Source organism: Mesorhizobium sanjuanii (assembly GCF_002529485.1).
GTDB classification, from domain to species: Bacteria; Pseudomonadota; Alphaproteobacteria; order Rhizobiales; family Rhizobiaceae; genus Mesorhizobium; species Mesorhizobium sanjuanii.
The window spans coordinates 21,061-45,422 of record NZ_NWQG01000042.1 but is presented as its reverse complement, the minus strand read 5'-3'; the positions used below and the strand labels follow the sequence as shown (position 1 = coordinate 45,422).

Here is a 24,362-nt window from a genome sequence, read left to right as displayed (position 1 = left end):
CGGTCTGCAAATCAACGACAAGCTGCCCGCCGCTCAGGCAACGTGGCGACTGGCGACGTAGCGGGCGTTTCTCAGCTTGTTGAAGCACCGCTCGACCAGGTTGCGCAACCGATAGAGCCGGCGGTCCACCGCGATGCGCAGCTTGCGTGTCTTTCGTATGGGCATAACCGGGACGATGTTGCGGGCTTCCATGGTTTTGCGAATATTGCCAGAATAGCCGCGATCTGCAAGAAGGGCGGCTGGCTTGGGCAGGTTGTCGGCCATCACCAGCTCGAAGCCCAGATAGTCCGAAGTCTGGCCCGGTGTGATGTCCGACCTCATGGGCAGGCCCGCGCCATTGACGCGGAGGTGGATCTTGGTCGTGAAGTGGAAGGTGGTCTCCATCGCGGATACCAACTTGAATCACATCCAGTCCGACCCGGGAATCCCTTTTCCAACACGACCTAGGATGGGTCAACCAAGTTGCCGTTGAGAAGGGTTGGACGGCTTCGCAAACGGTCTATGCGATTATGAGAACCGGTTGCTCGTGGCTTCTTACCGTCCAAGCGAGATTTCCGCTCTGGTTGGCAGAGGCCTAGGGAAACTGTTGCCCGAGTAACCATGACGACCATAGCCTGAAGCCGTCGTCCACCTCCTGACGGCCGAAAGTCGTCAATGCGCCGCCGGCCACCCTGCCACTGCTACGAATGTCCGGTTCCGTCGGCCAGGTAGCTGGAACCGGCCATTCCGTTCCCGGCCACATTGCAGACATTCGATCGGCCAGCGAAGTAGCAGTGTCAGCATCTCCCGATATAGAACCCACCGGTCGGCTTGTCGTCCTTCATCCAAATCAGCGCCTGGGACATGGAGTCGACCTGGTCGTCGTGTCCGCCGTTCGGAAAGGCGAGTACCTCCAACATGAAATCATCTTTCCAGTGCGCGTCTTTCGGCAGGTAGACGTTGCCGTTTTCAATCATCGCTGCCGCGCGGACCAGCCGGGTCTCTTTGTCGATCCGAGCTTTGACCGGGGTCGTGGCGATGCCTTGGCTATCCAGGTCCGCGATCAGGCTTGAGCCTGAGCCTGCATCTTCAACAAGGACTATATCCGGGTCGTGCACATCGATGGATTGGCGGACGACCTTGATGAGGTCCGGGTAAGCCGCTCGAATACGGACAAGGTCAAGGAGGTAGTAGATGTTGTCGTCTTTCGCCCAGGTCGAACCGACTGAATAGTCGCAACTCGGATCGCCTTTGAGAGCGGTATCCCAGCTCTGCACGATCGTCATTGAACGACGATCGAACTGAGCCAGGTCGTAGTAACGAAACCAAGTTCTTTTTACGAGGTTGCCATCCGCCGGGGCAGGGGACTGTTGGTATTGGGCGGAAAAAGTGAGCGACCCGAGGTCGCGCTTCAGCCTGTCAAGCTCAGGCATTCCGAGCCGAGCAGCATGGAGCAGGTCACCGATCTTACGCGCGTGCCAGCGCCTTGCGCTCATTGGAATTCGCGCATCCTCGTCGGCAATCGCGGAGAGGTTGAGGTGGTCCCAGCCACCGGCGTCCAAAAGGACACCCGCCAGATCATCGACGTGGAGACGCTGCATGACAAGGATAACGGCGCCGGTGGCCGGGTTGTCGAAGCGCGACATCAAAGTCGTTCGGACCCACTCGGCGCACTTGCTACGCGCCGTTTCTGAGTGTGCATCCTCCGCCTTCAGGGGATCGTCGATGATGATGATGTCGCCGCCGCGGCCAGTCAGCTGACCGCCGATGGAGGTGGTCAATCGGCCGCCGCCTAGTGTCGTCTGCAATTCGTTCTCGGTGTTCTTGCGCGAACTGATCTTGAAGGTCGGGAACATCGATCGATACCAAGCAGTGTCGACAACGTTTCGAAAATCGTTCGCGTGCTTGACGGCGAGCGGCTGCGAATAGGACACGCAAATCAATTTCTTGGACGGATCGCGTCCCAGAATCCAAGCAGGGAAGGCTACCGAGGTGGTGACTGATTTCAGGGATCGGGGTGGCATCGTGATGATCAGCCGCTTGCACTCGCCAAGCGCAACCCGCTGGAGTTGGTAGGCGATGGCGCGAATGTGCCAATTGGGCAAATAAGTCGAACGATCGACAGCCGAGAAGGCCAACCCGACAAAGGTGGCCAAGTCGTTGCGAGCTAGCTCCAGCAGCATCTGGAAAGGGGTAGGGGCCGTAGGTGAGCGAGCCCCAATTTTCTGGTGGTCGGGGAAAAGCGCGTTCATCTTCACTCTTCCTCATCGGTTTTGGACCTGTCGCCGTCGTCGTTCGCGGCCGGGTCTTGATGCTCGAGATAGTCGCGCATGAGGTCCATCATCACGTTCTGATCGAGAGGGGTGGCGACACCACTGGATTCGGTCTCCTCTGGCTGAAGCGCGCGCATACCAAGTTGGATGGCTTGGACCGCCGAGCGGAAGTCGCCGGCGATTGCGTTGTTGCGCAACTTGAGGACGATGGCTTCAAGGGCGGTCACGTTGGTTGTCTTGCCGTTGATCTGAATAGGGATCGTCGCCAACAGTGTCTCGCGAAGCATGGTGTCGATGTTCTTCTTGCCCTTCGGACGGCCTTTCGGATTGCCCGACTGGCCTTTGGCGAACCGATGCTCCGATGGCGGTTTTCCGTAGCCGACCTCGTAGTGAGCAGGCCTTTTTCTGTTTCCGTTTCGGCCGCTCACAGCACACCTTCCGCGTTTTCAGATTGCATTGCCGAGGCCTTCGCGTTCTCGGGCGCCGGGACAATTTCCCTGGCCCGCTCGCTCAGCTCCTCAAAAGTCTCGCCGGTCGCAGCGAGCGTTGCCTGCTTCCCAGTGTGCTTCTCGAAGCGTCGGACGATGAGATCGCAGTAATGAGGATCGATCTCGACCAGCCGGGCTCGGCGCCTGGTCTTCTGCGCCGCAAGTAGCGTGGTTCCTGACCCTCCAAATGGATCAAGGACCACATCGCCGCGCTTGCTGACGTCGAGCAGCGCGTCGGCAACCAGATTGATCGGCTTGACAGTTGGGTGCGACGCCAGATCGGCCATCCGGTCGGCGCCAAAACTGTTGATGCCGCGATAGGTCCACACGTTGGATCGGTGACGGCCGTGCTTGCCAAGCTCGACGTTGTTGCGATGCGGCTCGTTGCCGTTCTTGAACACCAAGACCAGCTCATGCTGCGAGCGGTAGAGGCTGCCCATGCCGGCGTTGGTCTTGTTCCAGACGCAGAGATTGAGCAGATCGCCGAATGTCTCCCTGCCTGCAATAATGGTCTCCGCGATATGACGCCAGTCCATGCATACGAAAGCAATCGCGCCCTGTTTGGAAAAGGCGGCTATCTCGGCGAATGATTGCTCGAGGAAGCGGGCGAACTCGTCGTCGGACATTTCGCCAGATGCCATCGCGAACTCGCGATGCTGGGTCTTGCCCAAGCCCGTGACGTGTCCACCGATCGGCACGTTGTAGGGCGGATCAGTAAAACACATTGACGCTTTTTCCCCTTGCATGAGTGCTGCAAAGACCTCGGCCGAGAGTGCGTTGCCGCAGATCAGCCGATGATCGCCAAGCAGAAACAGATCATCTGGCTGAGTGACAGCGGGACCGGCTGCCTTGTCCGGCAAGGCGACCTCATCCTCCTCGTCGGCGTCGTCCTGATTGTCGGGCGAGAACTCGCCGATGATCATGTCGACCTCGAGAATATCGAAGCCCGTGAGGCTCACATCGAAATTGAGATCGACAAGCGCCTGAAGTTCGATGGCCAGGATCTCCTTGTCCCAGCCGGCCTTCTCGGCGATGCGATTGTCGGCGACGATGTAAGCGCGCTTCTGCTTCTCATTGAGATGCGTGATGGAAAGGGTGGGGACATCCTTCCACCCGAGCTGCCGGGCCGCGGCGAGGCGGCCGTGGCCGGCGAGCACATTGTTGCTCTCATCGACCAGGATCGGGTTGGTGAAGCCGAACTCGACGATGCTGTCGGCTATTTGCTTGATCTGCTTTTTAGAATGAGTGCGGGCATTTCTGGAGTAGGGGACAAGGGCGTCGATCGAAACGGTGTTGATGTTGGCGGGCATGAAATTCCTCTGACGTTGCGCGCGAGACAGAGAGCGCGATTAGCCCAAGAATCTCAGAGCCGCCGATTCACGCATATAGAAAAAATGCGCCATTCACCGAAATTTCCCATGGAATTTGGTTTGATGCAGAATACCGAGCGCGGTGGCCTAGAATTAGGCCGCAAAAATATTTTGTCTCCCCTCGACTGATGCTTCATACCCATGACAAAATATTTTGGCATGCCGCTCCCGCGAGGTGGCCTCTTGCCAAAATTTTTCGGCGGCGTCGTTCTTAACTACCCGAAGCACGGTTTAATCTCGGCAAGCGGGGCGGCGGGGCCAAGTGCGATGGGCTCTATTTCACGAATCCGATCTTCCCTCTGGCTCCATGAGTTATTCAACTATATGTGTATTCTGCTATCTTAGATTGTAGGAGGACGGCGATGTTTCGGGGATTTATCGATCCTCCAAGCCCTTTCGCACCCGTTGAGGAGTGGATCGAGTTCCGCACCAGTATGGAAACGATCGAGCCGCGCACGGCCGACATTCAGGACTACATCGATCAGGCGAATGCCGAGATTGAGCGGCTGAAGGGGCTGCCGGACACTTGCCTAGATGGCATGCTGCGATAAGCGCGACGCCAGCAAATCGGCTTCAACGGAACTCAAGCGGCTCAGCGCCTTCCGCAGGGCGTCGCAAAGATCGTCGAGGCTCGGGTCGACTTCTTCCAATCCCATGTGACGGCGTGCTCGATGCTGGAAGAAGAGACAAAGCCAGAGCTCGAGTGCCGTGCCCCGCCACCGGCCGGTCTGTCGGAATTCGGCCGATATGGCTTGAGAAATTTCGGCAAGGCGGTCCATACCGCCGGCGATCTCATAGCCGTTCAGGAAATGAGCCAAGCGGTGTGACTGATCCCAGGCGAAGGGTGCCGGAATAGCCGAAAAATCGCCCTTGAGGGCGAGCCGTTCCCACTCAAACAGCCGTGTCGCTGGTCTGCGTTTCATAGGCCGACCAACGCTCGAACCGCAGTAGTAGTCAACTCGGAATAAACGACTGCGCCATCTCCACAATAACGCCGCACGCTCAAGGCGATCTAATAGCCCCAAGAATTCCTTGGCGGCGGCGGATCGCCCTCTGAATCATACAAATCATCCAGTTCGGGAAAGAGATTCTGCTCGCGCAAGTTCGACGTCAGCACGTCCAATTGGTTCTGTGCTTCGATATGAGCCAGACGTCGTTCTGCCCATTCGATCATACGAAGATATTCGGGACTGGCTTGCGGGAGAAATGCAGCTGCTTTCGCAATCGTGGTCCGAAGATCGGTCGCTTCCTTTTGATACTCGGCGAGCTGACGCAGAAAATTCAATCTGCTCGCTTCGCGATCTTGCCGCTTTTTGTGAAGCTCCCGCCTGTGGGCCATGTGCTTGCGTCGGCGCTCCTCCGCTTCGCGCTCCTCGCGACGAGCTTTTTCGAAGGCCAGGTGAAAAAGAATGCCGTCTGCAATCGAATCGAGCAGGCCTTCCAAGTTCTGGTGCTTGGTGTCTTTCCAGCGTTTGCGCGCGCCATCCGCCCAATTCTGAATTTCGAGACTGAGCTTCCCGGAGTATATGTAATCGTATTCCGGCCAGAAGCTCTCGTAAGGCAGCCATTGACCACGGCGGCTTGCTATCTCACGGCGCCTATCATGCTCATCACGCTTCTTTTGCTCTGTAGGGGTAGGGATGTGTTTCTCCCACCTCCGCTCTTCGATTATCTCGAGCCGAACATCGTCTGGGCTGATTTCAGTCTTTATCCCCTTGTCACTATGGCTGAGCATGATTTCTCGTTGATCGAGAGCAAGAGCCAGGTGATGCAGGATCGATATCAGTCGGGATCGGGCGTTCTTGTGAACTTTCACACCAGGCACTGAGATCTCGCCATGTTGGTTTGGGTCGGCAGATCTCAGCGCTGCGACAAGACCAGAGACCGAGTTGTGAGGCTTTCTCACCGGCTCGAAGACAATCTGTTCCTTTGGTGCACGAGGTGCGGCTTCCCTTTCCGAGGCATCCCTTGCCTGCTCGGCAATGGCCCTAGTTTGCCTTTCTTCCTTCGACTTCCTTACTGTGCCGGCCGCCGCTTCGATCGCAAAAGCGATGTATGGGTTCACCGGTGGTTTATAGGCACCGATGTGGACCGTCTCCAAAGTCGGGTTGTCGATTTTCCAAAGCGGCGTTTTCGGCGCAGATTGCCCGGCCTCGATCTTCGCCCAATAGCCGCGGCCAGGAACGGGTATCTGATAGCGAGCACAAATCTTAGATAGTCCTCGATCTGACATCTCGAAGCGTTCGGCAAGGGTTACGATTGGTGTCGACCAAACGAGGTCGTACAGTTCTTGTCTGGTGAAGGTGCGTTGCATTTTTGGGATGTCACGGGGGGGTTGGCGGGGATGAGACACCCCAGTCGCAACCCTGCTCAAAGTCAAGCAACGGGTATACAGTTCGGGCGCCGGATGCCAACACCTTTCCCTGTTAGGCTGATTTCATTTCCCTCTTATGCCGAGTAGGGAATTCTCCACCAAAGCATTGAAACTGCGGCAGGATTTCAGGCTGAAATTTCCTGGGAGGCGAAAATGACCGAAAATTCGCTGTTTTTTGGCGCCTAACAGGGAAAACCAGACAGAGACTGGTTCGCATATGACTGCCAGCACCACCATTATCTTTATTTATCAATGCTTTATAGGGTGGTTCGCCACGAGGTTCGCCAAGCAGGGCTTGCGCGTGACGAGACGCACGACTCGATCCATCCCTTGCACCGCCAGGCGAACCTGGGATGCCTCGCGCGAAATAGAGCTCGGCAAGATCGATGTCGTCGTGACCGATCGAGGTCGAAGGTTGAGCGCCGGTCGGGATTCTCATCCGAATGGTCCGGCAGAAGGGGCATTCCAATTTGTGATTCAGATGTTCAGCAGCCATTGCCTGTTCCCATATGCAGGCGAAGCAAATAGATGTGACGATGAGATGACGCTTAGGGCGCATGGGCATCGAACTCCACGCCGAATCCGGCGTCGATCGCACTTCTCGCTATGTGATCGCCAAGCTCCCAATCCGTCAGCTCGCAAAGTGGGAACAGTTCTCTGACGGCGAAAATGCCCTCAGAGATCGAAACACTCGGTTTGTCGACATTATCAAGCAGGTAACGGACAATCGCTTGACGAATGTCCGACGACGCAGGTGTGTGCGCCAGCGCAGACAACTCCGCCCTATTGGAGCTGTGGTTCTGCGCCATCGGTTGTTCTCGCGTCGAAAGCAACGGGAACCCCGTGAACGATTGATGCTGCTGCCAATAGCCCCTCCAACTCGCGGTCGGTAGCCTTGCATGCCGGCATGAGTGTTCGGATGGCACGGATCGCCTGGGCCATGGAGAGGAATCGTGCCCTGCCCCGTGAGCGCACATAGGCCTCGGCGGCCCGTTCGACGGTGACGTTTTGAAAGGCGCTGGTCATGCATTCCTCCCTGTACCTGACCGAGATTTTAGGCAGGGATTTTTGCGGCCTTCAAGGCTTCGTATGATTCCGAACAGTCGCGTTTCGGACCGGTTAAGCTGACCCGGCCGCAAACTTCGGAAGCACCTCGGCGAATCGCATAACGAGGACCACTTTGCCGGTCTCGTCGGTGATCTCGAAGCTGCAGTCGAACCAGCTGCGAATTGTATCCATGCGAGTGCGGAAGACGAGATCGCGCGCGATAGCGAGCGCATGCTTGTGCAGAGCCTTTGCGTTTGCCAACTCGTCGCCTTCGTAGTCGGGTGCCAGACGACCGCGATATCGAACGTTCATGAAGTAGCGCAAGTCCGCCACTCACCTCTCCCGCTTGATCGGGAACTTGAACACGTTGGAGTACTCCTTCTCGGCAAAGCCGTAGGACTGGCCAGCGATCTGTTCTAACTTCTCGCGATCCCTTACGGTGATGTGACCACGCGTAGCCCGGATCACGCCGACGCCTTCCAGCATCTGTACCGCCAGGGTGACACCCGGACGGCGCGTGCCCAGCATCCGACTCATGAACTCGTGCGTGATGGGCAAGTCGTCTCGCTCCAGCCGATCGTGGGTCATAAGCAGCCAGCGCGCCAGCCGCTCCTCGATGGAGTAGCCGGCGTTGGCATAGGCCGTCTGGCTAACCTGCACGATGAAGGTATGCACGAAGCGCAGAAGCAGAGCACGCAGCGGCGAGCTGTGGTCCATCGTTGTTTGAAGTGCCTCCGCCACCCAATCCCGGCGCCTCCATCCGACGCCGTGCAACAGGTGCATCCACCGCCATTACTTCCAAGTCCGTCGGCACAGCGAACCCAATCACCGCGCCTGGAAGGACCGACGTGCAAGTGACCCGCAACGCCAACCTCCTTCCTAGGCTTGATTTTCAGCCCGCATTCCATTTCCGACCCTCGTCAGAGCACGAAGCTGCACCACCGCGGCTCAGCCAGGAACATAAGCCGTGCCCCGACATTATGACTGATCTTGTTCCCTTCTCTTCTTAAGGAAATCAACATGGCCAAGAGTCTCGAAAAGGCGTCTGACAAAGCGGTGACGATCCACGATCAGAAGCTCGAGCGTGGAAATGGAGGCGAACTCCACCAGATCGCCGATGGCGACACCGACGTCCTCACAACGGCACAAGGCGGGCCGGTCTCCGACGACCAGAACACATTGAAGGTCGGTCAGCGAGGGCCAACGCTGATCGAGGATTTTCATTTTCGCGAGAAAATTTTCCATTTCGACCACGAGCGCATCCCCGAGCGCGTGGTGCACGCGCGGGGCTACGGGGCTCACGGCTACTTCGAGACCTACGAATCGCTCGCTGCCTACACCCGCGCAGATATTTTCCAGCGCGCCGGGGAGAAAACCCCGGTGTTCGTTCGCTTTTCGACCGTCGCGGGTTCGAAAGGCTCTTTCGACCTCGCACGCGACGTGCGCGGCTTCGCGGTCAAATTCTACACCAAGGAGGGCAACTGGGATCTCGTCGGCAACAACATCCCCGTTTTCTTCATCCAGGACGCGATCAAATTTCCCGATGTGATTCACTCCGTGAAGCCAGAGCCGGATCGCGCCTTTCCGCAGGCGCAATCGGCGCACGACAATTTCTGGGATTTCATCAGCCTCACGCCTGAGTCGATGCATATGATTATGTGGGTCATGTCCGACCGCGCCATTCCGCGCTCGTTCAGGTTCATGCAGGGTTTTGGCGTCCACACTTTCCGGCTGGTCAACGCCAAGAACGAGTCCACCTTCGTCAAATTCATCTGGAAGCCGAAGTTCGGCATGCAGTCGGTCGTCTGGAACGAAGCCGTTAAGATCAACGGCGCCGATCCGGATTTTCACCGCCGCGATCTCTGGAATGCAATTCAGTCGGGCCAGTTCCCGGAATGGGAATTGAACCTGCAGCTGTTCGATCAGGACTTTGCTGACAGCTTCGACTTCGATGTGCTCGACCCGACCAAGATCATTCCGGAGGAAATTCTCGAACCAGTGCCGGTCGGCCGCCTCGTCCTTGACCGCATGCCCGACAATTTCTTCGCCGAGACGGAGCAGGTGGCATTCATGACGCAGAATGTTCCGCCCGGTATTGATTTCTCAAACGATCCTCTGCTGCAGGGCCGCAACTTCTCCTATCTTGACACGCAGTTGAAACGGCTGGGCAGCCCGAACTTTACGCACATTCCAATTAACGCTCCCAAATGTCCCTTCGCGCACTTCCAGCAGGACGGGCACATGGCGATGCGCAATCCTGTCGGCCGCGTGAATTACCAGCCGAACTCTTGGGGCGAAGGCCCGCGCGAAAGTCCACAGAAGGGGTTCCCGACTTTCGCTAACCCCGAGGAAGGCCAAAAGGTTCGTCTCCGCCCCGAGAGCTTCGCCGACCACTATAGCCAGGCTCGGCAGTTTTTCATCAGCCAGACGGCAACCGAACAGCGCCACATCGTGATGGCGCTGACGTTCGAACTCAGCAAATGCGAGAACCCAGTCATCAGGGAGCGGATGGTTTCGCATCTTCTCAACATCGATGAAACTCTTGGCACCGCCGTGGCCGATAAACTAGGCATTAAGAAGCTGCCCAAGCCGGCTGATGCCGCGGTTCCACCCCGCGATGACCTTCCGCCATCGCCAGCACTCAGCATCATCGAGAACGGGCCAGAAAGCTTCGCCGGAAGAAAGGTTGGCGTCCTGGTGAGTCCGGGCGCTGACGCGGCTCTCCTGAAAAAGCTGCAGGCTGCGATCGAAAAGGAAGGCGCCGTGATGGAGGTGGTTGCTCCCAAGGTCGGCGATGTCGAGGCCGTGGACGGGAGCTGGATCGAGGGAAAGCACATGATCGACGGAGGCCCATCGGTTCTGTTCGACGCGGTGGCGCTGGTCCTCTCCGAAGAAGGCGCCGGGCGCCTGGCAGGTGAGGCGGCTGCCCGCGACTTCGTCGCGGATGCGTTCGCCCATTGCAAATTCATCGCATTCACCCCGGGTGCCATTGCTCTGCTGCAAAAGGCGGGCGTCGACCCGGAAGCCGACGAGGGCATGATCAATCTCGACGGTTCGAAGGCGACCGCCTCGTTTATCGAAGCTTGCCGCAAGCTCCGGCTCTGGAGCCGAGAGATGGCGGTGAAGCTCTGACGGGCTGATCATGGCAGCTCGAGGCTTGGTGCACGGGCTTCTGGGAGAAAGCTGCCTGCATCTGTGCGTCGACATGCAGCGTCTGTTTGCGCCGGGTGGCCCGTGGGCCGTCCCATGGGCGCAAAGGATACTGCCGGCGATTGAAGAGTTGGTCGCAAAACGGCCAAGGCAAACGTTGTTCACGCGGTTCGTCCCTGCGGCCCATCCGGGCCAGGGGCCAGGCACGTGGGCGCGCTACTACCGGCGCTGGGCGGAGGTCACTCTTGCCAACGTCGACCCGACGCTCGTTGAGCTGATGCCGTCGCTGGCAAGGTTCGTTCCACCAGCCAAAGTCCTCGACAAGCGGGTCTATTCACCTTGGACAGAAGGCCGACTCGACGCTCTGCTCCACGGCTCGGGGGTCGACACCCTCGTGATCACCGGTGGTGAGACGGACGTTTGCGTGCTTGCCACCGTGCTCGGCGCCATTGACCGGGGCTTTCGAACCGTAATTGTCACGGACGCCATTTGCAGTTCCGCCGACCAGACCCACGATGCGCTGATGGAACTTTATCGCTCGCGCTACAGCGAGCAGGTCGAGATTGCGGAGATGGGCGAGGTTCTTGATGGCTGGCGCTCACCAGCCTCGTCCGATCGGAGAATCCAATCGTGAGAACGTTTTTTCGCGACAACGGCCTGACGATTGCCTTGGTGGCGCTGTTCCTGTTCAGCACCCTCGGTATGATTGGTCTGGGCACGCTGCCTACAGCGAGCAGCTCCGTCAACATGGTTTGCCCGCAATCGGTCTGGTTGACTACGCTGCGAGCGGAGACTTCCTCTCGGCCCTCTTCGAAAACTAGGAAAGTGAATTTCTGCAGATGTCGGCCTACGTCATCCTGACAGCGATGCTGTTTCAGCGCGGCTCTGCCGAGTCGCGCGATCCAGACGACCCCGACCGCCCTGACAACGAACTTCCAACCTCCAAGCGCAGACGCAATCCCATTCTGTCATGGCTCTATTCCTACTCTCTGGGAACCGCGCTGGCTATTCTGTTTGCTGTTTCGTTCGGCCTGCATTGGTGGGCGAGCCCGGCAGCGGCGAACGAGGAAGCGCTTCGGCACGGTGGCGAGGTCCAAACGTTGACCAGCTATCTCTTTGATGCCGAACTCTGGTTCGAATCATTCCAGAACTGGCAGTCGGAGTTCATGTCCACCGCGGTGCTGGTGGTCTTGTCGATTTTCCTCCGCCACAAGGGCTCGCCAGAGTCAAAACCCACTGGCGCTCCAAACGCCAAGACAGGAGCCTAGCCCGTATTCTCCTGTCCACCAGCGTGTCGGTACCTGAACTGGTCGCGGATGTGCGCGTTGAAGAAGCGGCCCTTGGCGAAGGCATTTCGAAAAGCTGCGTAGGTTTCGGCGGGCACAGCTGCAATTCCGGGCCAGGACCATCGCCTTCAGCACATACGGATCGTCGGGAAGATGGTCCGCCGTCATCGCCATGATCGGATCAAACCATATTCGCCAGTTCCGGCCGACAGCGGAATCCAGGCTGATTCACTTGGTCGCGGATCAGCTCGCCTGCGCCGGAGCGAGCGTTCGGCGGGCTCATGACCCGCCGCCAATCAAGCCCCTCAAGCAGCGCCGCCGACAGTGCAGCCGTCGGCCGGGAATGAGCTCTATGGTTAACGTTTTGTAAGGGCGACCTGTCCTATTCTAAAACAGCGCGGTCTAATGGACCATGCACGGCGGCTCCGGAAACCCCCCGCAAAAAGGCAACGGAGCCGCCACCTTTATACCGTCGATCGTTGAATGAATTGTTGCGCCGCATGCTTACCCATAGATTACAAAGGGCAAGAGCCGGGCTTACGGCATCGCTATTCGTCGTCATTTGCCGACTGTGCAAAGCACCGGTGGATGGTAACTCCCCGTCATGGGGGAGGCGGGAATCTTGCTGAAATGGAATGTGACTGATCATCTTTCGGACGATCCCATCATACGATGCGACGTTGCAGGCAGAGTGTTGGAGTTCTTCGAAAGCCACGGAGTGGGCCAGCATGGCGCTGGGGCAGATCGTAGCGTTTTGGAGGATGTTTCGCTCCAGTTCGAACAGATCCTGACTTCGGCCACAAAAGCGACGGCCTTCGTCACTAAGCTGAAAACCCAAACCCTAGCGATCTTGGGTTGGCTGAAGCACTCACCGCGTTAGCTGGGTCCGGCCCGTCGCGCTTGTAAGTCCGTTCGATAAGCCAGCCCAAGGCGGAACTCGGCAAACGATGGTGGGCGAGCCGCGAGGCAGTGGGGGCGGCAGATGCTGCCGCCCCCCACGGAATTAAACGTGATGCGCATGCGGTCCGGCAGTCGTGACCGGTACCGAGCTATCTTCCATCAGGATATCTTTTTTCCGGGCAAAGACGACGAACACTCCCCGCGCGGTTTCGGCGTCGATCTCACCGGTCAGCGCGGCTTTACAGGCACGAATTGCGGCCTTCTGTTCAGGACTGTTTCCGCACCATTCCTGCGCAAACTGGTAGGCGTCGACCACGGTGTTGAGTTGCCGGGGAAAACCCAGGCCGACCCATACGCTAATCGGCTTTTCGAAGGGCTTCGAAAGCATTGTAACCTCCCATTATACGGTCACGTGGCCAAACCGCCCCTCTGGCCCGTTTTTGCGGCCATCCAGGGCAGCGGCGTGCTGATTTCCTCAAGGATTTGGACCGACCTAGCAAAGCCGGCAAATGCCTGTCTTGCTGCCGACAACGGATAGTTGCTGTCGAATGCTCTTTGGCAGGCTCGAAGAGCCGTATCGTAAATGACGCCGCGGCGGTTCCTGGGCCATTCGTAGAGAAATTCCAGCGCGTCTTCGAGGCAAGCAATCTCCTTGATGAGACTGTTTCCGTCATTCACGAAGACGGGGGTATCGAACATCCGATCGTTCATCAGATCCTCCAAGTCGAACGAATTTTTCGCGTTTCTGAATAGGCGCAGGCCGTCGCCAGCCTTCGCCAGCGATCGATATGTGTTTCCTCTTGGTCGTCGTCAAGATAGGGGACAGACGGGGCGACATGGTTCGTGTAACTGCCTCTTTTACAGATATCTTTCTCCGTCGCCGCGATATCGAAACAGAACCAGCGGGGACGTTCGTTGGCTTAGCGAGCCCTATCCGGCATGCTGGCCGCGGCGTTGACGCCCGTAGACATGATTCTGAATGCCGGGGAGTGTGCTGAGAGTTCACCCTGGCGATCTGACACAACGGTTCTTTCTTTGGTCGATGCCATGCGTCTCAGACAGGCAGCCCTACCGGCATCGCAAGCCGGCCGGCTTTGCGAGCTCGCAACATGGCGGAACCTCAGGGCGGCCTGAAAATTACGTTGCATGCCCTCCATCGCGGTATGATGCGCCGACAAGGACGCTATGGTTGGTCCGAGCGGCGATGCTTTCAAGGCCTCTTCCTCGAAAGGGCGCTTCTTCAATGAGTTCGTGCGCGGCCGATATCGATACCAGTTTGATGGAGCATGGCTCCACCAACTCAACTTATACTTCGTCGAAGCGGCTTCCTTCCTTCGAGGGATCGCGCGACAGAACACGCTCCTCGTCGTCATCAGGCAAGGCTTCGTCGCTGTTCTGGTAAGCGTTGTCGTCGTCTTCATCGGGAAGCGTTCCGTCCGCTTCCGTCGCATCATCGCCGCCGCCCTCGGCCGCCACGCTATCCGGGGCAATTTTGGCACCTTCGACCGCATCCCAATCCTGCTGTTCGATTGCCGGGGCTTCGGTCTGATCTTCCTGGGTGGTTCGCTTGTTGCGCGGTTCCATCTCGATCTCCATGATTTGATTGCGCCTCCGCCTCGGAGGAAACCGTCGGGGCGGCAGGATGTTCCGGCGAACCGCCTCCCATACCGCGGCTGTCGAATGGAACCAGCAAGGATGCCTTTCCCACCGTTCAGATCGACGTGACCGTCACGGACGAGGAATTCGACATTGTCGCGGAAGGCTATGACGCGGGGTACGACTGGGCGAAGTCATCGATCAGGACATGATTGCCGTTCCGGTGTCGGGCGAGCAGCGCCAGGGCGCCTTCGCTGCGCCGTCCTACATCGAACGTTTTGGCAAGCCCGAACATCCTTCGGATCTCTCCGCCCACCGCTGTATCGGCTGGCGTCCAGCGCCACGCAGCGCACCCTATCGTTGGGAATTCGGCCAGCATGGACGCGAGTTCGACGTGGCTGTCGACCCGCAGATCACCACCAACGACATGTGGCTTATGATCCGCACGGCGTGTGCCGGCGGTGGCATCACCTTCGGGATGGAGGACACCTTCAAACCCTATGTCGAATCTGGTCAGTTAGTTCCCTCTCCTTCAGGAGTATTGCCCCTCTTTGCCGGCTTTTTTCTTTATTATCCCAGCCGGCGCAATCTCGCTCCAAAGCTTCGGGCACTCGTCGAACATGTGAGGCGGTGGCGATAGCGCCCATCCGCATAACGCGTCCTAGACTGCTCTATTGACCGAGTGCGCCGTTGGCGCGGTCGGGCTTAAGTCTCCCTTGTTCAGCCCGCCATCCAGCCGCCGTCCACCATCAGGTTGATGCCTGTAACGTAGCTCGCCATGTCGCTGGCGAGAAACAAGGCGGCTCCGGCCACATCGTTCGGATGTCCAAGTCGCGGCCATGGCGTGCGCCTTCGCGAGTAGTCGAGCGCGTCGGGATCGTTGGCGACACCCGGCTTGCCGGTGACAATCTTGCCTGGCGCAATCGCATTGCAGACGATCAAATCGTCGGCGTGGTCGACCGCGATTTGCCGTGTCATTTGCACGACGCCGCCCTTGCTCACTGAGTAGGGAAGGTCGCCTGGGCAGGCCACCATGCCATGCTGCGAGGAGATGTTGATGATGCGGCCGCGCACGTCGTTGACCGGCGCCTGGGCGAGCATTTGTATCACTGCCCGTTTCGAGCAGTAGAAGAATCCGGTCAGGTTGACGCCAATGACGCGCTGCCATTGTTCCGGCGTGGTGTCGATCAGATTGGTGCTGGTGTAGATCGCGGCGTTGTTGACCATCACGTCGAGCCGTCCGAACTGCGTGACCGTCGCACCGACCAGTCCGTCGACGGCGCTCCAGTCAGAGATGTCGGTCCGGATGTAAACGGCAGCTCGGCCGGCCGAGCGTATCAACTCCACGGTGCTCTCGCCGCCCTCGATCGGCCGCTCGACCGTGTCGGCGATGACGACGCTAGCGCCCTCGGCCGCAAATTTCAGCGCGATTGCGCGGCCGATACCGGAACTGCCTCCGGTGACGATGGCGGTCTTGTTGGCGAGCAGGGGCATGGTCCTCAGCTTTCCCGGGTGATGATATTTCCAACTTTCGGGCCAATCAGTTTTCCCTCGTGCACGATCTCGCGACCGCGCAGGAAGACGCTTGTCAGCCGCGCCTGGACGGTCCAGCCGTCGAATGGCGTATAACCCGCTCGCGACACCTGATCGGAATTGGCGATCGTGCTCGACTGGCGCGGATCGAGGATGAGGATATCGGCGTCGCAGCCGGCGGCGATCTTCCCCTTGCGCCGTCCAAGCCCGAAGCGCTCGGCCGGATTGCGGGCGCACAGGCGCACCAAATCGGGCAATTCGATCAGACCCTCGTCGACCAGTTTCAGCATCGCCTGCAGCAACGTCTGCAATCCCGGCATGCCGCCCGGAATGTCGGCGAAAGCCGCGTAAGGCGCCGCCTTTTCGGCCGGTGCATGCGGCGCGTGGTCGGTGGCGACGATGTCGATCAGGCCGGCGCTTAGCGCCGCGCGCAGCGCATCGACATCATGCGGCGAGCGCAGGGGGGGCGAGGCCTTCAGATTGGCGCCTTGTGTTTCGTAATCCTGCGCCGTGAAGAACAGGTTCTGCGGCGTGGTTTCGACGCTGGCGTCGGCCATGCCGCGCAGCCGGCTCCACGCCTCGACGCCGAGTTCGGAATTGATCTGGCGGACATGAATTCTGGTCTCGGCCATGCATGCGGCGGCAAGCGCCCGGGCGATGCCGCTCGCCTCCGCCAGCGGCGGCCGGCTGGCCTGAAAGGCGGCAATGGAGCCAGAGCCGTCGCGCATTGTGCTGCCCACCAGAATCGATTGATCGCCGGGCGAGATGCCGATCAAAGTTTCGGCGCCGGTGAAAGCCTTCAACGCTTCGGCCACGGCGTCTAGCGTCGCGAAGAGGAAGTCATCGGGCACATCAGCGGTGAAAAGCTCGAACGAGACCGGCGCCAAGTCCAGCAGGCGAGGGATGAGCGACAGGTCGCGGCTGACGACGGTCTGCAGGCCGACATCGACATGGATGCGGCCTTCGGCCATCGCCATCTTGTCGGCAAGCTGTTCAGCCGTGGCCGTCCAAGGCTCGTCGGTCGGCATGTCGAGCACCGTCGTCACGCCACCAAGGGCTGCGGCATGCGTGCCGGAGGAAAAGTCCTCCTTGTGCGTCAGTCCGGGCTCGCGCAGATGCGCGTGCGCGTCGACCAGGCCGGGCAGCAGATAGGCACCGGCCGCATCGATAACGGTCCTGGCCGAAGCTGTCTCGCCAGGCGCGACAAGCGCTGCGATACGGCCGCCGGTAATGCCTATATCGCGCCGCTCGAACCCTTCGGCGTTGACGATGGTGGCTCCCCGGATCAGCGTTTCGAACATGCCGTCTTGCTTCCGTTAGCCGCGCCGCTCGAAGCCGACATGGTTCTCCAGCCAGAACCGGGCAATATCCTCACGCCGCATGAAGGCCGCGGCTGGCTTTTTCTTCACGTGCTCGATCACCTCGCGCAGGCCCGACGCGCGGTTGGGCTGGCCCATCCAGCGCGCATGGATACCGATCGTCAGCATGCGGCCGCCGGTCTCGTCCGCTTCGTCGAGCATGTAATCGATCGCCGAGCGGCAATCCTCGGCGAAATCGCGCGGATTGCTGTAGCCGGGCGCGACGAGATAACGGCTGTCGTTGAGCGTCTTCGAATAGGGCACGACCAGGATTTCGGTGCCCCGATGGTCAAGGAAATAGGGCAGGTCGTCGTTGCAGGGATCGGAGTGGTAGAGGAAGCCGCCTTCCTCGACGAGCAGATCGCGCGTGTTGACGCTGGGCAGCGAACGGCAGTTCCAGCCTAACGGGCGCTTCCCTAGCAGTTTCTGGTAAAGCGCGATCGCTTCATGCAGATGGCGCTTTTCCTCACTGCGCTCCATGGTCGTGTAGTCGATCCAGCGCAGGCCATGGCCGAGCAGATCGTGCTGTCGCGTCTTCATCCATTCGACGAAAGGCGGGTTGCGCTCCAGCGCCACCGCGCAAGCGGAGATGGTGATCGGAACGTCGTAACGGTCGAACAGCCGGGCGAGCCGCCAGACACCGGCGCGGCTGCCATATTCGAAATGCGTCTCGGTGCCGAGGTCGCGCACCGGCGGGCTGGAGGTAAGATTGTACTCGCCCCAATTGTCGTTGCGGCCGTCTTCGAGCCAGGAATATTCCGAGCCTTCCTCGTAGTTGAGCACAAGGTTGATAGCGAGCTTGACGCCGTCGGGCCAGACGACGAAGGGTGGATGCGGACCATAGCCGACGAAGTCCCTCGACTGGGGCGGTTGCGAGGCAGCGCTCGGGGTCATGGCAAGTTCCTCTCAGCTCGTTTCGTTGGCTTCTATCCAGTCCATGTAAGCGTGGAAGGCTTCCTTGCCGGGGCGCGGCCGCCATGTGGTGTCGCGTAGGATGCGAGCGATGTCATACGCCCCCCACATGCCGCCTTTCAGTCTCACATCCTGGACGACATTGGCGTCTCCTGCTGATGTCACCTCGGCCGTCAGTCCGGGCACGCGTTCCCTTGCCCAGCCGATGATCTCGCCGATGGTCTGGCTGGATCCGGAGCCGATGTTGTAGTGGCGGTAATTGAGGCGCGGCGCATCGATCAACGCAAGGATCGCGGCGGCAACGTCGGTCGAGGCGACATAGTCGCCGACGGGCTCCAGGCTGTTCGGTCTGATCGTCTCGCCGGCCAGAGCCATATGCGCGACGCGGTTGGGAACATGGCGAAAGTTGCGGCTCTCGGTCGTGCGGTCCATCGGGCCGTAGACCGAAGCAAGCCGCACCGAGACCGCCGACAGGCCGAACAGGTCGGCATAGCGGTTGGTCACCATCTCGGAGGCGAATTTGGAAATGCCGTAGAGCGTCAACGGCGCGACATAGCCGTCTTCCGGCAGCGGCTCGCCACCCCAGTCGGGCCCATTGTGACGGTAGACGGAGCCGGAACTGACATAGACGAAGCGCTTGAGACCTGGTCTCGCGCGCGCCCAGTCCAGCATCCGAACGGTGCCCATCAGATTGACGTCGACGATGCGGGCCGGGTCTTCCGCCTCTGGCTGGCGCTTTGCCTCCGAGGCGCTGCCGCGCGAGATTGGCGTGATCGTCGCGCCATGCACGATTGCCGTGATGCCATGCTTGTCGAGTGTCGCAGACCAGGCCTTTGGGTCGAGGATATCGGCAGCGATCATTGTGAGCCGGTCGCGTACGGGGGCGAAATACCTTTCGGCTGCCGCGTCGAGCCCGGAGCGGTCGAGGATCACGGCCCGGGCTTGCGGATCGCGGTCGAGCCACGCGCGCGCGACCACGCTCATGACAAAGCCGGTGCCTCCAGTGACGAGTAGCGTCATGCGAACTCCTTTGCAGTTGAACCACGAGGGTCAGCGCGTCGCATAGCCGCCGTCCACAAGCATGTCGGACCCGGTGACGAAGGATGCGTCCGATGACAAAAGGAAAGCCGCCGCCGCGGCGATCTCGTCCGGCTCCGCGATGCGACCGAGCAGATGGGCGGGGCCAAGACCCGCATTGGCGGCCTCGAAGTCCGGAAATCTGCGCAGCAGGCGCGCTGTCGCCACCGCGCCCGGCGACAGGCTGTTGACGCGCACCCTCTCCGGCGCATGGTCGACCGCCATTGCCTTGGCGAGATGGATCAGCCCTGCCTTGGCGGCGCAATAGGCGACGGCCCTGCCGGTCGCGACCCGTCCGAACTGCGAGCCGATGAGCACCACCGAGCCGCCGCCACCCGCCGCCATCAACGGCACCGCGAACTTGCTCATCAGGAACGCACCGGTCAGGCTGACATCGAGTTCGCGGCGCCAGGACTGCTCGTCGAGATCGACGACGGTGGCGTTGGTCGATGGCGCGGCGGCGTTGTGCACCAATCCATCCAGCCGGCCGAAGCGCTGCTTTGCGATGTCCACGGCGCCGCTGGCGGATCCTGCATCGGTCACGTCGCAGCGGCAGGCGGAAGCGGCTGCGCCGAGCCCATCGGCAAGGGCTTGCGCCGCCGTGAGATCGTAGTCGGCGCAGATCACGCTGGCGCCTTCTGAAACGCAGCGCCGTGCAATGGCGGCGCCAATGCCGCTTGCGGCCCCCGCGATCAGGACAACGCTGCCTTTGAGACGGTTCATCGCGGCGCTCTCAAAGCCGTTCCTCGACGTTTTGCATGATCGGCACCGTAACCGGCCGGCGCAAAAGATTGTAGCAGGCGGCCAACGTGACCAGGGCAGCGCCCCCGCCAAGCAACAGGAACATGGCGGGAGGTCCAAGATGCGCCATCAACCCTGCTGCGACGCCTGGCGTTGCCACATTGCCGATCGAGTAGAGCAGGAGGAGCGTGCCGGAGGCGGCGACCATGTGCCGGGTATGAAGCTGCGATGCGCCGAAGGCCATTGCCACCGGATAGATCGTCAGCGCCGTGGCGCCATAGATGAAGAACAGCACGAACAGCAGAGGCACCGACAGAGTGCCGACCCAAGCGATCGCGGCGCAGGTCGTCACCGAAACCAGCCCTTGCGCCAGCAGTATCAGGCGGCGGTCGAACCGGTCCGAAAGCCAGCCGACCGGAGTCTGCGCCACCATGCCGGCAATGCTTATCGTGGTCACCAGCCAGACCGTGGCCGCCGCCGACAGGCCGATCTGCGTCCCGTAAAGAGGCGTCAGCACGAAGACGTTCATGTTGGTGATGCCGCCCTGGAAAATCGCGACGACCGTTACCGGCGCCAGCCTGAAAAGCGCCAGCGGCCCGAGCCGCCTGTCTGCCTTGGCTCCGGGCGCCGGCGCCGGATCGGCCGGCGCCGGATCGGCCGGCGCCGGAGGCAGCGCCGGCCAGCGCAGCCCGGCAAAGTTGGGCGCAAAAGCCACAAGCACCGTCGCCGTGGCGACCAGAAACAGATGCGGAGATTGCGGACCGACCATCGCCACCAGGACCTGGCCGAGCAGCACGGCGATCGCCGTCGTCAGCATGTAGACAGCGAACAGCGCGCCGCGATTGTGCTGTTCGGCATAGAGATTGATCCAGCTCTCGCAGACGACGAACATGGAGGCCATCGACATGCCGCCGAGCAGCCGGAAGCAGAACCAGCCCGGCATGAAGTCGGTGAAGACGAAGCCCAGAGCCGACAGCAGCGCTGTTGTCAGGATCAGAAGGAAGGTCCGCTCATGCCCGAAGCGGGCGACCAATGGACGCGTCATCAGGCATCCGATCAGGAAGCCGACCGGATAGGCGGTCAGCACGATCTGCACGATGTCGGGGTCGACGCCGGGTTTGCCGAGGTGGAACGAGACGGCTGTTGTCAGCATGGCGCTGCCGATACAGGAGAGACAGACGCTTGCCATCATCGGCAGCGTGGCGCGGGAGCGCTCGGCGTTCCGCCACAAGCGCATCGCGGATTGAGCGATCGACCCCATGAATGCCGCTGTCGGCCGGCTAGGACGGGCGCCGGCGATCGCAGTCAGGATCAATGACCGACGCCGGATTCTTATGCATTGCGACGGCTCCCCTTGGCAGTCACGCTGACCGGCGGCTGCTCTCCCAGATAGAAGCTACACCTCATCATGCGTCCTACAAGCGAAGATTGACACGGCTATGGCGTCATTTTTTTTGGCCATCCCAGCGGCGGAAAATGGCCTCGCGTCGTGCGACAGGCTTTACAGTCCTTTTGCACGCTCCCTACGATAGGTCACCTGCCGAAGATCGAGAGGAGACCAGGGGATGACGATCGAACGTCTTGAGAACGGCCAACGCTTCTGCCGGGTGCTGCGCCATAACGGCACCGTCTATGTCTCCGGCCTGACGGCGGACGACCTTTCCGGCGACACCACAGCGCAGACGATACAGATTTTCGCCAAGATCGATGCGCTTCTGGCCAAGGCCGGCAGCGACAAGTCGAAGCTTTTGAGCGCCCAGATCTGGCTGCGCGATATCGCCGACTTCGACATGATGAATACAGCCTGGGACGCCTGGATCGACCGCAGCGCCATGCCGGTGCGCGCGACGGTGGAGGCGCGTCTTGCCGGCGACCAGTATCGCGTCGAGATCATGGTCACGGCGGCGGTCGGCTGACGCCGATTGGGGTGGGAAAACCGAATGCATGAGCTGGTGATCAAAGGCGGAAGGGTTGCGCTCGACGACGGGTGGGCCGAATGCGAGATCGCCATCGACGACGGCCGCATCGCCGCCATTGGCACCAGCCTGGCCGGTAAATCCGTGATCAGCGCCGGCGGTCGTTGGGTCATGCCCGGCGGCATCGACGCCCATTGCCATCTCGACCAGCCGGTCTGGGGCGGGGCCGGCAATGCGGACGATTTCGAGTCCGGCACCATCTCAGCGGCCTTCGGGGGCACGACATGCATCGTCCCGTTCGGCATGCCGGGTCCCGAGATGAGCACTGTCGGCGCCATTGATCGAGCGCTCGATCGCGCCACAGGCCGCGCGGTGATCGACTACGGGCTGCACGCCGTGGTGACCATGGGCACCGGCCCGGATGTAGAGGCTCAGCTTACCGAGCTTGCCGGCCGTGGCATCGCCTCAGTCAAACTGTTCATGACCTATCAGGGTTTTGCCGTCGACGACGACCTCTTTTTCAGGGTGCTCGATACCGCCCACAGGCTTGGCTGGATCGTCATGGTCCATGCCGAGAACGATGCCGCGATAAGGCGCACACGCCAGCGGCTGATCGATCTCGGCCGCACCGATATCCGCTACCATGTCGTTGCTCACAGCGAGACGATGGAGCGCGAGGCAACGCATCGTGCGCTGGCCTTCGCCGAAATGACAGGCGCGCGCATGACCATCGTCCACGTCTCGTCCTGGCAGTCGGCCGAGGAGGTGGCGCGAGCGCGCGTGCGAGGGGTGGATGCGATTGCCGAGACTTGCCCGCAATATCTGTTCATCGGCTCTGCCGACCTCGACCGGCCGGCTCTCGACGCGGCGCGTTTCGTCTTTTCGCCTCCGCCGCGTTCGCCGCGCAGCCATGAGCATCTGTGGCAGGCGCTGATCGATGGCGGCATCGATCTCTGGTCTTCCGACCACTCGCCATACTGGTTCGCGGACAAGATAGGTGGATCCCAGACGCCTGCCTTCAACACCACGCTGAGCGGCATTCCCGGCATCGAGACGCGTTTGCCGCTGCTGTTCTCGGAAGGGCTGTTGACCGCCCGGCTGACGCTTGGCCGCTATCTCGATCTCACCTCGCGCAATGCCGCGTCGATCTATGGGCTCGCCGATCGCAAGGGCAGGATCGCGGTTGGGCTCGACGCGGATCTGGCGCTATGGGACCCAACGGCGCGATGGACGCTCGGCCACAAGGCCTTGCATTCCCGCGTCGACTTCACGCCTTACGAGGGCAAAAGCGTGACCGGCACGCCGACCACCGTTCTGGTGCGCGGCGTGCCGGTGATCGCAGACGGCGTGCTGCAGGTGCGGCCGGGATTCGGACAATTCGTAGAGCGCACCGCCGCCAATCCGGCTCTTTCCGGAAAACCTGTCGAGGAGACCACGCCGTGGCTAGATGCCTGACCATCGCGGTCGCCCAGACCGGGCCCATCCAACGCAGTGCGACGCGAGGCGAGACGGTCGATCGCCTTGTCCATCTGCTGGAGCAGGCAGCTTCTGCCGGGGCCGAGATTACCGTATTCCCCGAGATGGCGCTCACCACTTTCTTCCCGCGCTGGCGCATCGACGATAAGGCGGAGATCGACGCCTTCTTCGAAAGCGCGATGCCTGGGCCGGAAACGCGGCGCCTCTATGATGCCGCCGCCCGCCTCAAGATCGGCTTCACGCTCGGCTATTGCGAACTCGCGCAGGAAGAAGGCCGGACGCGCCATTTCAACACCATGGACCTTGTCGGCTCGGACGGGCGCTTCATTGGCCGTTACCGCAAGATGCATGTGCCGGGGTCGAGCGAGCCGGAGGAAGGCATCACCACGCATCTGGAACGCCGCTATTTCGAGCCGGGCAATCTCGGCTTCCCGGTTTTCGACTATCGCGGCGTGCGTGTCGGCATGGCGATCTGCAACGATCGCCGCTGGCCGGAAACCTATCGCATGCTTTGTCTCAACGGCGCCGAAGTCGCCCTGCTTGGCTACAACACGCCGCTGCTCCTCGACGAGGCGCCGGCGCTGGCGCATCTTAGAATGTTCCACAACCATCTGCCGATGCAGGCAGGGGCCTACCAGAACACGCTGTGGGTGGCGGCGGCCGCCAAGGCTGGGCTGGAAGACGGCCAGGCACTGATCGGTGGATCCTGCATCATCGCGCCGACCGGCGAGATCGCCGCGCAGGCGATGTCGCTCGACGACGAGGTCATCGTCCACCGCGCCGATCTCGATCTGATCGAGACCTGCCGGAAGGTGAATTTCAACTTCGCGCTCTATCGCCGCCCCGACCAGTACCGGCGCATTTCGGAACCGGTCTGAGATCGAGC

General features: G+C 60.6%; 25 protein-coding genes and 4 pseudogenes. 8 read left to right on the top strand and 21 right to left on the bottom strand.

Annotated elements, in window-relative coordinates:
- Window positions 1-42: 42 nt before the first annotated feature.
- The 5 genes and pseudogenes from CN311_RS07710 to CN311_RS33345 form a co-directional block, all read right to left on the bottom strand.
- Window positions 43-366, bottom strand: a pseudogene (locus CN311_RS07710) (transposase); the annotation flags it as partial.
- Window positions 367-776: 410 nt separating this feature from the next.
- Window positions 777-2,231 carry a phage terminase large subunit gene (gene terL / locus CN311_RS07705; RefSeq protein ID WP_097572731.1) on the bottom strand — a complete coding sequence of 485 codons (1,455 nt, stop codon included), beginning with the start codon at window positions 2,229-2,231 and terminating at the stop codon, window positions 777-779.
- 2 nt (window positions 2,232-2,233) lie between these two features.
- Complete coding sequence (locus tag CN311_RS07700) at window positions 2,234-2,680, bottom strand: DUF5681 domain-containing protein (RefSeq protein ID WP_097572730.1); 447 nt, start codon at window positions 2,678-2,680, stop codon at window positions 2,234-2,236.
- On the bottom strand, window positions 2,677-3,600 hold the full coding sequence (locus CN311_RS07695; RefSeq protein ID WP_245440780.1) for a DNA-methyltransferase: 924 nt from the start codon (window positions 3,598-3,600) through the stop codon (window positions 2,677-2,679). The genes CN311_RS07700 and CN311_RS07695 overlap by 4 nt, the downstream gene beginning before the upstream one ends.
- Window positions 3,601-3,849: 249 nt before the next feature.
- Window positions 3,850-4,050: pseudogene (locus CN311_RS33345) on the bottom strand (ParB/Srx family N-terminal domain-containing protein); the annotation flags it as partial.
- A 422-nt stretch (window positions 4,051-4,472) separates the two neighbouring features.
- Here CN311_RS33345 and CN311_RS07690 point away from each other — a divergent pair.
- Window positions 4,473-4,661, top strand: coding sequence for a hypothetical protein (locus CN311_RS07690; RefSeq protein ID WP_097572728.1), 189 nt, complete (start codon window positions 4,473-4,475; stop codon window positions 4,659-4,661).
- Here the strand turns inward: CN311_RS07690 and CN311_RS07685 are convergent.
- The 6 genes from CN311_RS07685 to CN311_RS07660 form a co-directional block, all read right to left on the bottom strand.
- Window positions 4,641-5,033: a hypothetical protein gene (locus CN311_RS07685; RefSeq protein WP_097572727.1), complete on the bottom strand. Its 393-nt coding sequence runs from the start codon at window positions 5,031-5,033 to the stop codon at window positions 4,641-4,643. The two genes, CN311_RS07690 and CN311_RS07685, sit on opposite strands and share 21 nt — an antisense overlap.
- Window positions 5,034-5,122: 89 nt before the next feature.
- Window positions 5,123-6,424, bottom strand: a complete 1,302-nt coding sequence (locus tag CN311_RS07680; RefSeq protein ID WP_097572726.1) for a hypothetical protein — start codon at window positions 6,422-6,424, stop codon at window positions 5,123-5,125.
- A gap of 608 nt (window positions 6,425-7,032) precedes the next feature.
- A complete protein-coding gene (locus CN311_RS07675; protein ID WP_245440777.1) occupies window positions 7,033-7,293 on the bottom strand; it encodes a hypothetical protein in 261 nt (86 codons plus the stop codon).
- Window positions 7,268-7,510: a hypothetical protein gene (locus CN311_RS07670; RefSeq protein WP_097572725.1), complete on the bottom strand. Its 243-nt coding sequence runs from the start codon at window positions 7,508-7,510 to the stop codon at window positions 7,268-7,270. The genes CN311_RS07675 and CN311_RS07670 overlap by 26 nt, the downstream gene beginning before the upstream one ends.
- Before the next feature lie 93 nt (window positions 7,511-7,603).
- Window positions 7,604-7,864, bottom strand: coding sequence for a DUF6894 family protein (locus CN311_RS07665; protein ID WP_097572724.1), 261 nt, complete (start codon window positions 7,862-7,864; stop codon window positions 7,604-7,606).
- Window positions 7,865-8,272 (bottom strand): Crp/Fnr family transcriptional regulator, encoded by a 408-nt coding sequence (locus tag CN311_RS07660; protein ID WP_342586610.1) that lies wholly within the window; start codon window positions 8,270-8,272, stop codon window positions 7,865-7,867. It abuts the gene before it with no gap.
- A gap of 279 nt (window positions 8,273-8,551) precedes the next feature.
- Between CN311_RS07660 and katE the strand changes: the two genes are divergently transcribed.
- From katE to CN311_RS07645, 3 genes and pseudogenes are all read left to right on the top strand, one after another.
- Window positions 8,552-10,663 carry a catalase gene (katE, locus tag CN311_RS07655; RefSeq protein WP_097572723.1) on the top strand — a complete coding sequence of 704 codons (2,112 nt, stop codon included), beginning with the start codon at window positions 8,552-8,554 and terminating at the stop codon, window positions 10,661-10,663.
- A gap of 10 nt (window positions 10,664-10,673) precedes the next feature.
- The gene (locus CN311_RS07650; RefSeq protein ID WP_208866452.1) at window positions 10,674-11,315 is read left to right on the top strand and encodes a cysteine hydrolase family protein; all 642 of its coding nucleotides are present in this window, start codon (window positions 10,674-10,676) and stop codon (window positions 11,313-11,315) included.
- Window positions 11,312-11,949, top strand: a pseudogene (locus CN311_RS07645) (DUF6766 family protein). The gene CN311_RS07650 and the pseudogene CN311_RS07645 overlap by 4 nt, the downstream one beginning before the upstream one ends.
- Here CN311_RS07645 and CN311_RS07640 read toward each other — a convergent pair.
- From CN311_RS07640 to CN311_RS07620, 4 genes are all read right to left on the bottom strand, one after another.
- Window positions 11,946-12,065 carry a KTSC domain-containing protein gene (locus CN311_RS07640; RefSeq protein WP_245440776.1) on the bottom strand — a complete coding sequence of 40 codons (120 nt, stop codon included), beginning with the start codon at window positions 12,063-12,065 and terminating at the stop codon, window positions 11,946-11,948. The pseudogene CN311_RS07645 and the gene CN311_RS07640 overlap by 4 nt on opposite strands.
- Before the next feature lie 905 nt (window positions 12,066-12,970).
- Window positions 12,971-13,255 (bottom strand): DUF982 domain-containing protein, encoded by a 285-nt coding sequence (locus CN311_RS07630; RefSeq protein WP_097572720.1) that lies wholly within the window; start codon window positions 13,253-13,255, stop codon window positions 12,971-12,973.
- 20 nt (window positions 13,256-13,275) lie between these two features.
- Window positions 13,276-13,578 (bottom strand): DUF982 domain-containing protein, encoded by a 303-nt coding sequence (locus CN311_RS07625; RefSeq protein ID WP_097572756.1) that lies wholly within the window; start codon window positions 13,576-13,578, stop codon window positions 13,276-13,278.
- Between the two features lie 594 nt (window positions 13,579-14,172).
- Window positions 14,173-14,463 (bottom strand): hypothetical protein, encoded by a 291-nt coding sequence (locus CN311_RS07620; protein WP_097572719.1) that lies wholly within the window; start codon window positions 14,461-14,463, stop codon window positions 14,173-14,175.
- 98 nt (window positions 14,464-14,561) lie between these two features.
- On the opposite strand from CN311_RS07620, the pseudogene CN311_RS07615 reads away from it, so the two are divergent.
- Window positions 14,562-15,103, top strand: a pseudogene (locus tag CN311_RS07615) (LysR substrate-binding domain-containing protein); the annotation flags it as partial.
- 80 nt (window positions 15,104-15,183) lie between these two features.
- On the opposite strand, the gene CN311_RS07610 reads toward CN311_RS07615, so the two are convergent.
- The 6 genes from CN311_RS07610 to CN311_RS07585 are packed head-to-tail and all read right to left on the bottom strand — an operon-like array spanning window position 15,184 to window position 21,237.
- On the bottom strand, window positions 15,184-15,957 hold the full coding sequence (locus CN311_RS07610) for an SDR family NAD(P)-dependent oxidoreductase (protein ID WP_097572718.1): 774 nt from the start codon (window positions 15,955-15,957) through the stop codon (window positions 15,184-15,186).
- Window positions 15,958-15,962: 5 nt separating this feature from the next.
- Window positions 15,963-17,297: a dihydroorotase gene (locus tag CN311_RS07605; protein ID WP_097572717.1), complete on the bottom strand. Its 1,335-nt coding sequence runs from the start codon at window positions 17,295-17,297 to the stop codon at window positions 15,963-15,965.
- A 15-nt stretch (window positions 17,298-17,312) separates the two neighbouring features.
- Window positions 17,313-18,248, bottom strand: a complete 936-nt coding sequence (locus CN311_RS07600) for an allantoinase PuuE (protein ID WP_097572716.1) — start codon at window positions 18,246-18,248, stop codon at window positions 17,313-17,315.
- 12 nt (window positions 18,249-18,260) lie between these two features.
- Window positions 18,261-19,286, bottom strand: coding sequence for an NAD-dependent epimerase/dehydratase family protein (locus CN311_RS07595; RefSeq protein ID WP_097572715.1), 1,026 nt, complete (start codon window positions 19,284-19,286; stop codon window positions 18,261-18,263).
- A 30-nt stretch (window positions 19,287-19,316) separates the two neighbouring features.
- Complete coding sequence (locus CN311_RS07590; protein ID WP_097572714.1) at window positions 19,317-20,066, bottom strand: SDR family NAD(P)-dependent oxidoreductase; 750 nt, start codon at window positions 20,064-20,066, stop codon at window positions 19,317-19,319.
- Window positions 20,067-20,076: 10 nt separating this feature from the next.
- Window positions 20,077-21,237: an MFS transporter gene (locus tag CN311_RS07585; RefSeq protein WP_245440775.1), complete on the bottom strand. Its 1,161-nt coding sequence runs from the start codon at window positions 21,235-21,237 to the stop codon at window positions 20,077-20,079.
- Between the two features lie 412 nt (window positions 21,238-21,649).
- Between CN311_RS07585 and CN311_RS07580 the strand changes: the two genes are divergently transcribed.
- Genes CN311_RS07580 through CN311_RS07570 form a run of 3 tightly spaced genes read left to right on the top strand, consistent with a single transcriptional unit; the run spans window position 21,650 to window position 24,354 of the window.
- Entirely contained in the window at window positions 21,650-22,000 is a 351-nt protein-coding gene (locus tag CN311_RS07580) for a RidA family protein (RefSeq protein ID WP_097572712.1), read from the top strand.
- 24 nt (window positions 22,001-22,024) lie between these two features.
- Window positions 22,025-23,455: a dihydropyrimidinase gene (gene hydA / locus CN311_RS07575; RefSeq protein ID WP_097572711.1), complete on the top strand. Its 1,431-nt coding sequence runs from the start codon at window positions 22,025-22,027 to the stop codon at window positions 23,453-23,455.
- Entirely contained in the window at window positions 23,440-24,354 is a 915-nt protein-coding gene (locus tag CN311_RS07570; protein ID WP_097572710.1) for a nitrilase-related carbon-nitrogen hydrolase, read from the top strand. Before hydA ends, CN311_RS07570 begins: the two co-directional genes overlap by 16 nt.
- The last annotated feature ends 8 nt before the right edge of the window (window positions 24,355-24,362 follow it).

Bases quoted from the DNA above. Each gene is read 5' to 3' on its own strand.
- terL (WP_097572731.1), bottom strand. From the start codon at position 2,231: ATGAACGCGCTTTTCCCCGACCACCAGAAAATTGGGGCTCGCTCACCT.
- CN311_RS07690 (WP_097572728.1), top strand. From the start codon at position 4,473: ATGTTTCGGGGATTTATCGATCCTCCAAGCCCTTTCGCACCCGTTGAG.
- CN311_RS07685 (WP_097572727.1), bottom strand. From the start codon at position 5,033: ATGAAACGCAGACCAGCGACACGGCTGTTTGAGTGGGAACGGCTCGCC.
- CN311_RS07680 (WP_097572726.1), bottom strand. From the start codon at position 6,424: ATGCAACGCACCTTCACCAGACAAGAACTGTACGACCTCGTTTGGTCG.
- CN311_RS07675 (WP_245440777.1), bottom strand. From the start codon at position 7,293: ATGGCGCAGAACCACAGCTCCAATAGGGCGGAGTTGTCTGCGCTGGCG.
- CN311_RS07670 (WP_097572725.1), bottom strand. From the start codon at position 7,510: ATGACCAGCGCCTTTCAAAACGTCACCGTCGAACGGGCCGCCGAGGCC.
- katE (WP_097572723.1), top strand. From the start codon at position 8,552: ATGGCCAAGAGTCTCGAAAAGGCGTCTGACAAAGCGGTGACGATCCAC.
- CN311_RS07650 (WP_208866452.1), top strand. From the start codon at position 10,674: ATGGCAGCTCGAGGCTTGGTGCACGGGCTTCTGGGAGAAAGCTGCCTG.
- CN311_RS07630 (WP_097572720.1), bottom strand. From the start codon at position 13,255: ATGCTTTCGAAGCCCTTCGAAAAGCCGATTAGCGTATGGGTCGGCCTG.
- CN311_RS07625 (WP_097572756.1), bottom strand. From the start codon at position 13,578: ATGAACGATCGGATGTTCGATACCCCCGTCTTCGTGAATGACGGAAAC.
- CN311_RS07620 (WP_097572719.1), bottom strand. From the start codon at position 14,463: ATGGAGATCGAGATGGAACCGCGCAACAAGCGAACCACCCAGGAAGAT.
- CN311_RS07610 (WP_097572718.1), bottom strand. From the start codon at position 15,957: ATGCCCCTGCTCGCCAACAAGACCGCCATCGTCACCGGAGGCAGTTCC.
- CN311_RS07605 (WP_097572717.1), bottom strand. From the start codon at position 17,297: ATGTTCGAAACGCTGATCCGGGGAGCCACCATCGTCAACGCCGAAGGG.
- CN311_RS07600 (WP_097572716.1), bottom strand. From the start codon at position 18,248: ATGACCCCGAGCGCTGCCTCGCAACCGCCCCAGTCGAGGGACTTCGTC.
- CN311_RS07595 (WP_097572715.1), bottom strand. From the start codon at position 19,286: ATGACGCTACTCGTCACTGGAGGCACCGGCTTTGTCATGAGCGTGGTC.
- CN311_RS07590 (WP_097572714.1), bottom strand. From the start codon at position 20,066: ATGAACCGTCTCAAAGGCAGCGTTGTCCTGATCGCGGGGGCCGCAAGC.
- CN311_RS07585 (WP_245440775.1), bottom strand. From the start codon at position 21,237: ATGCTGACAACAGCCGTCTCGTTCCACCTCGGCAAACCCGGCGTCGAC.
- CN311_RS07580 (WP_097572712.1), top strand. From the start codon at position 21,650: ATGACGATCGAACGTCTTGAGAACGGCCAACGCTTCTGCCGGGTGCTG.
- hydA (WP_097572711.1), top strand. From the start codon at position 22,025: ATGCATGAGCTGGTGATCAAAGGCGGAAGGGTTGCGCTCGACGACGGG.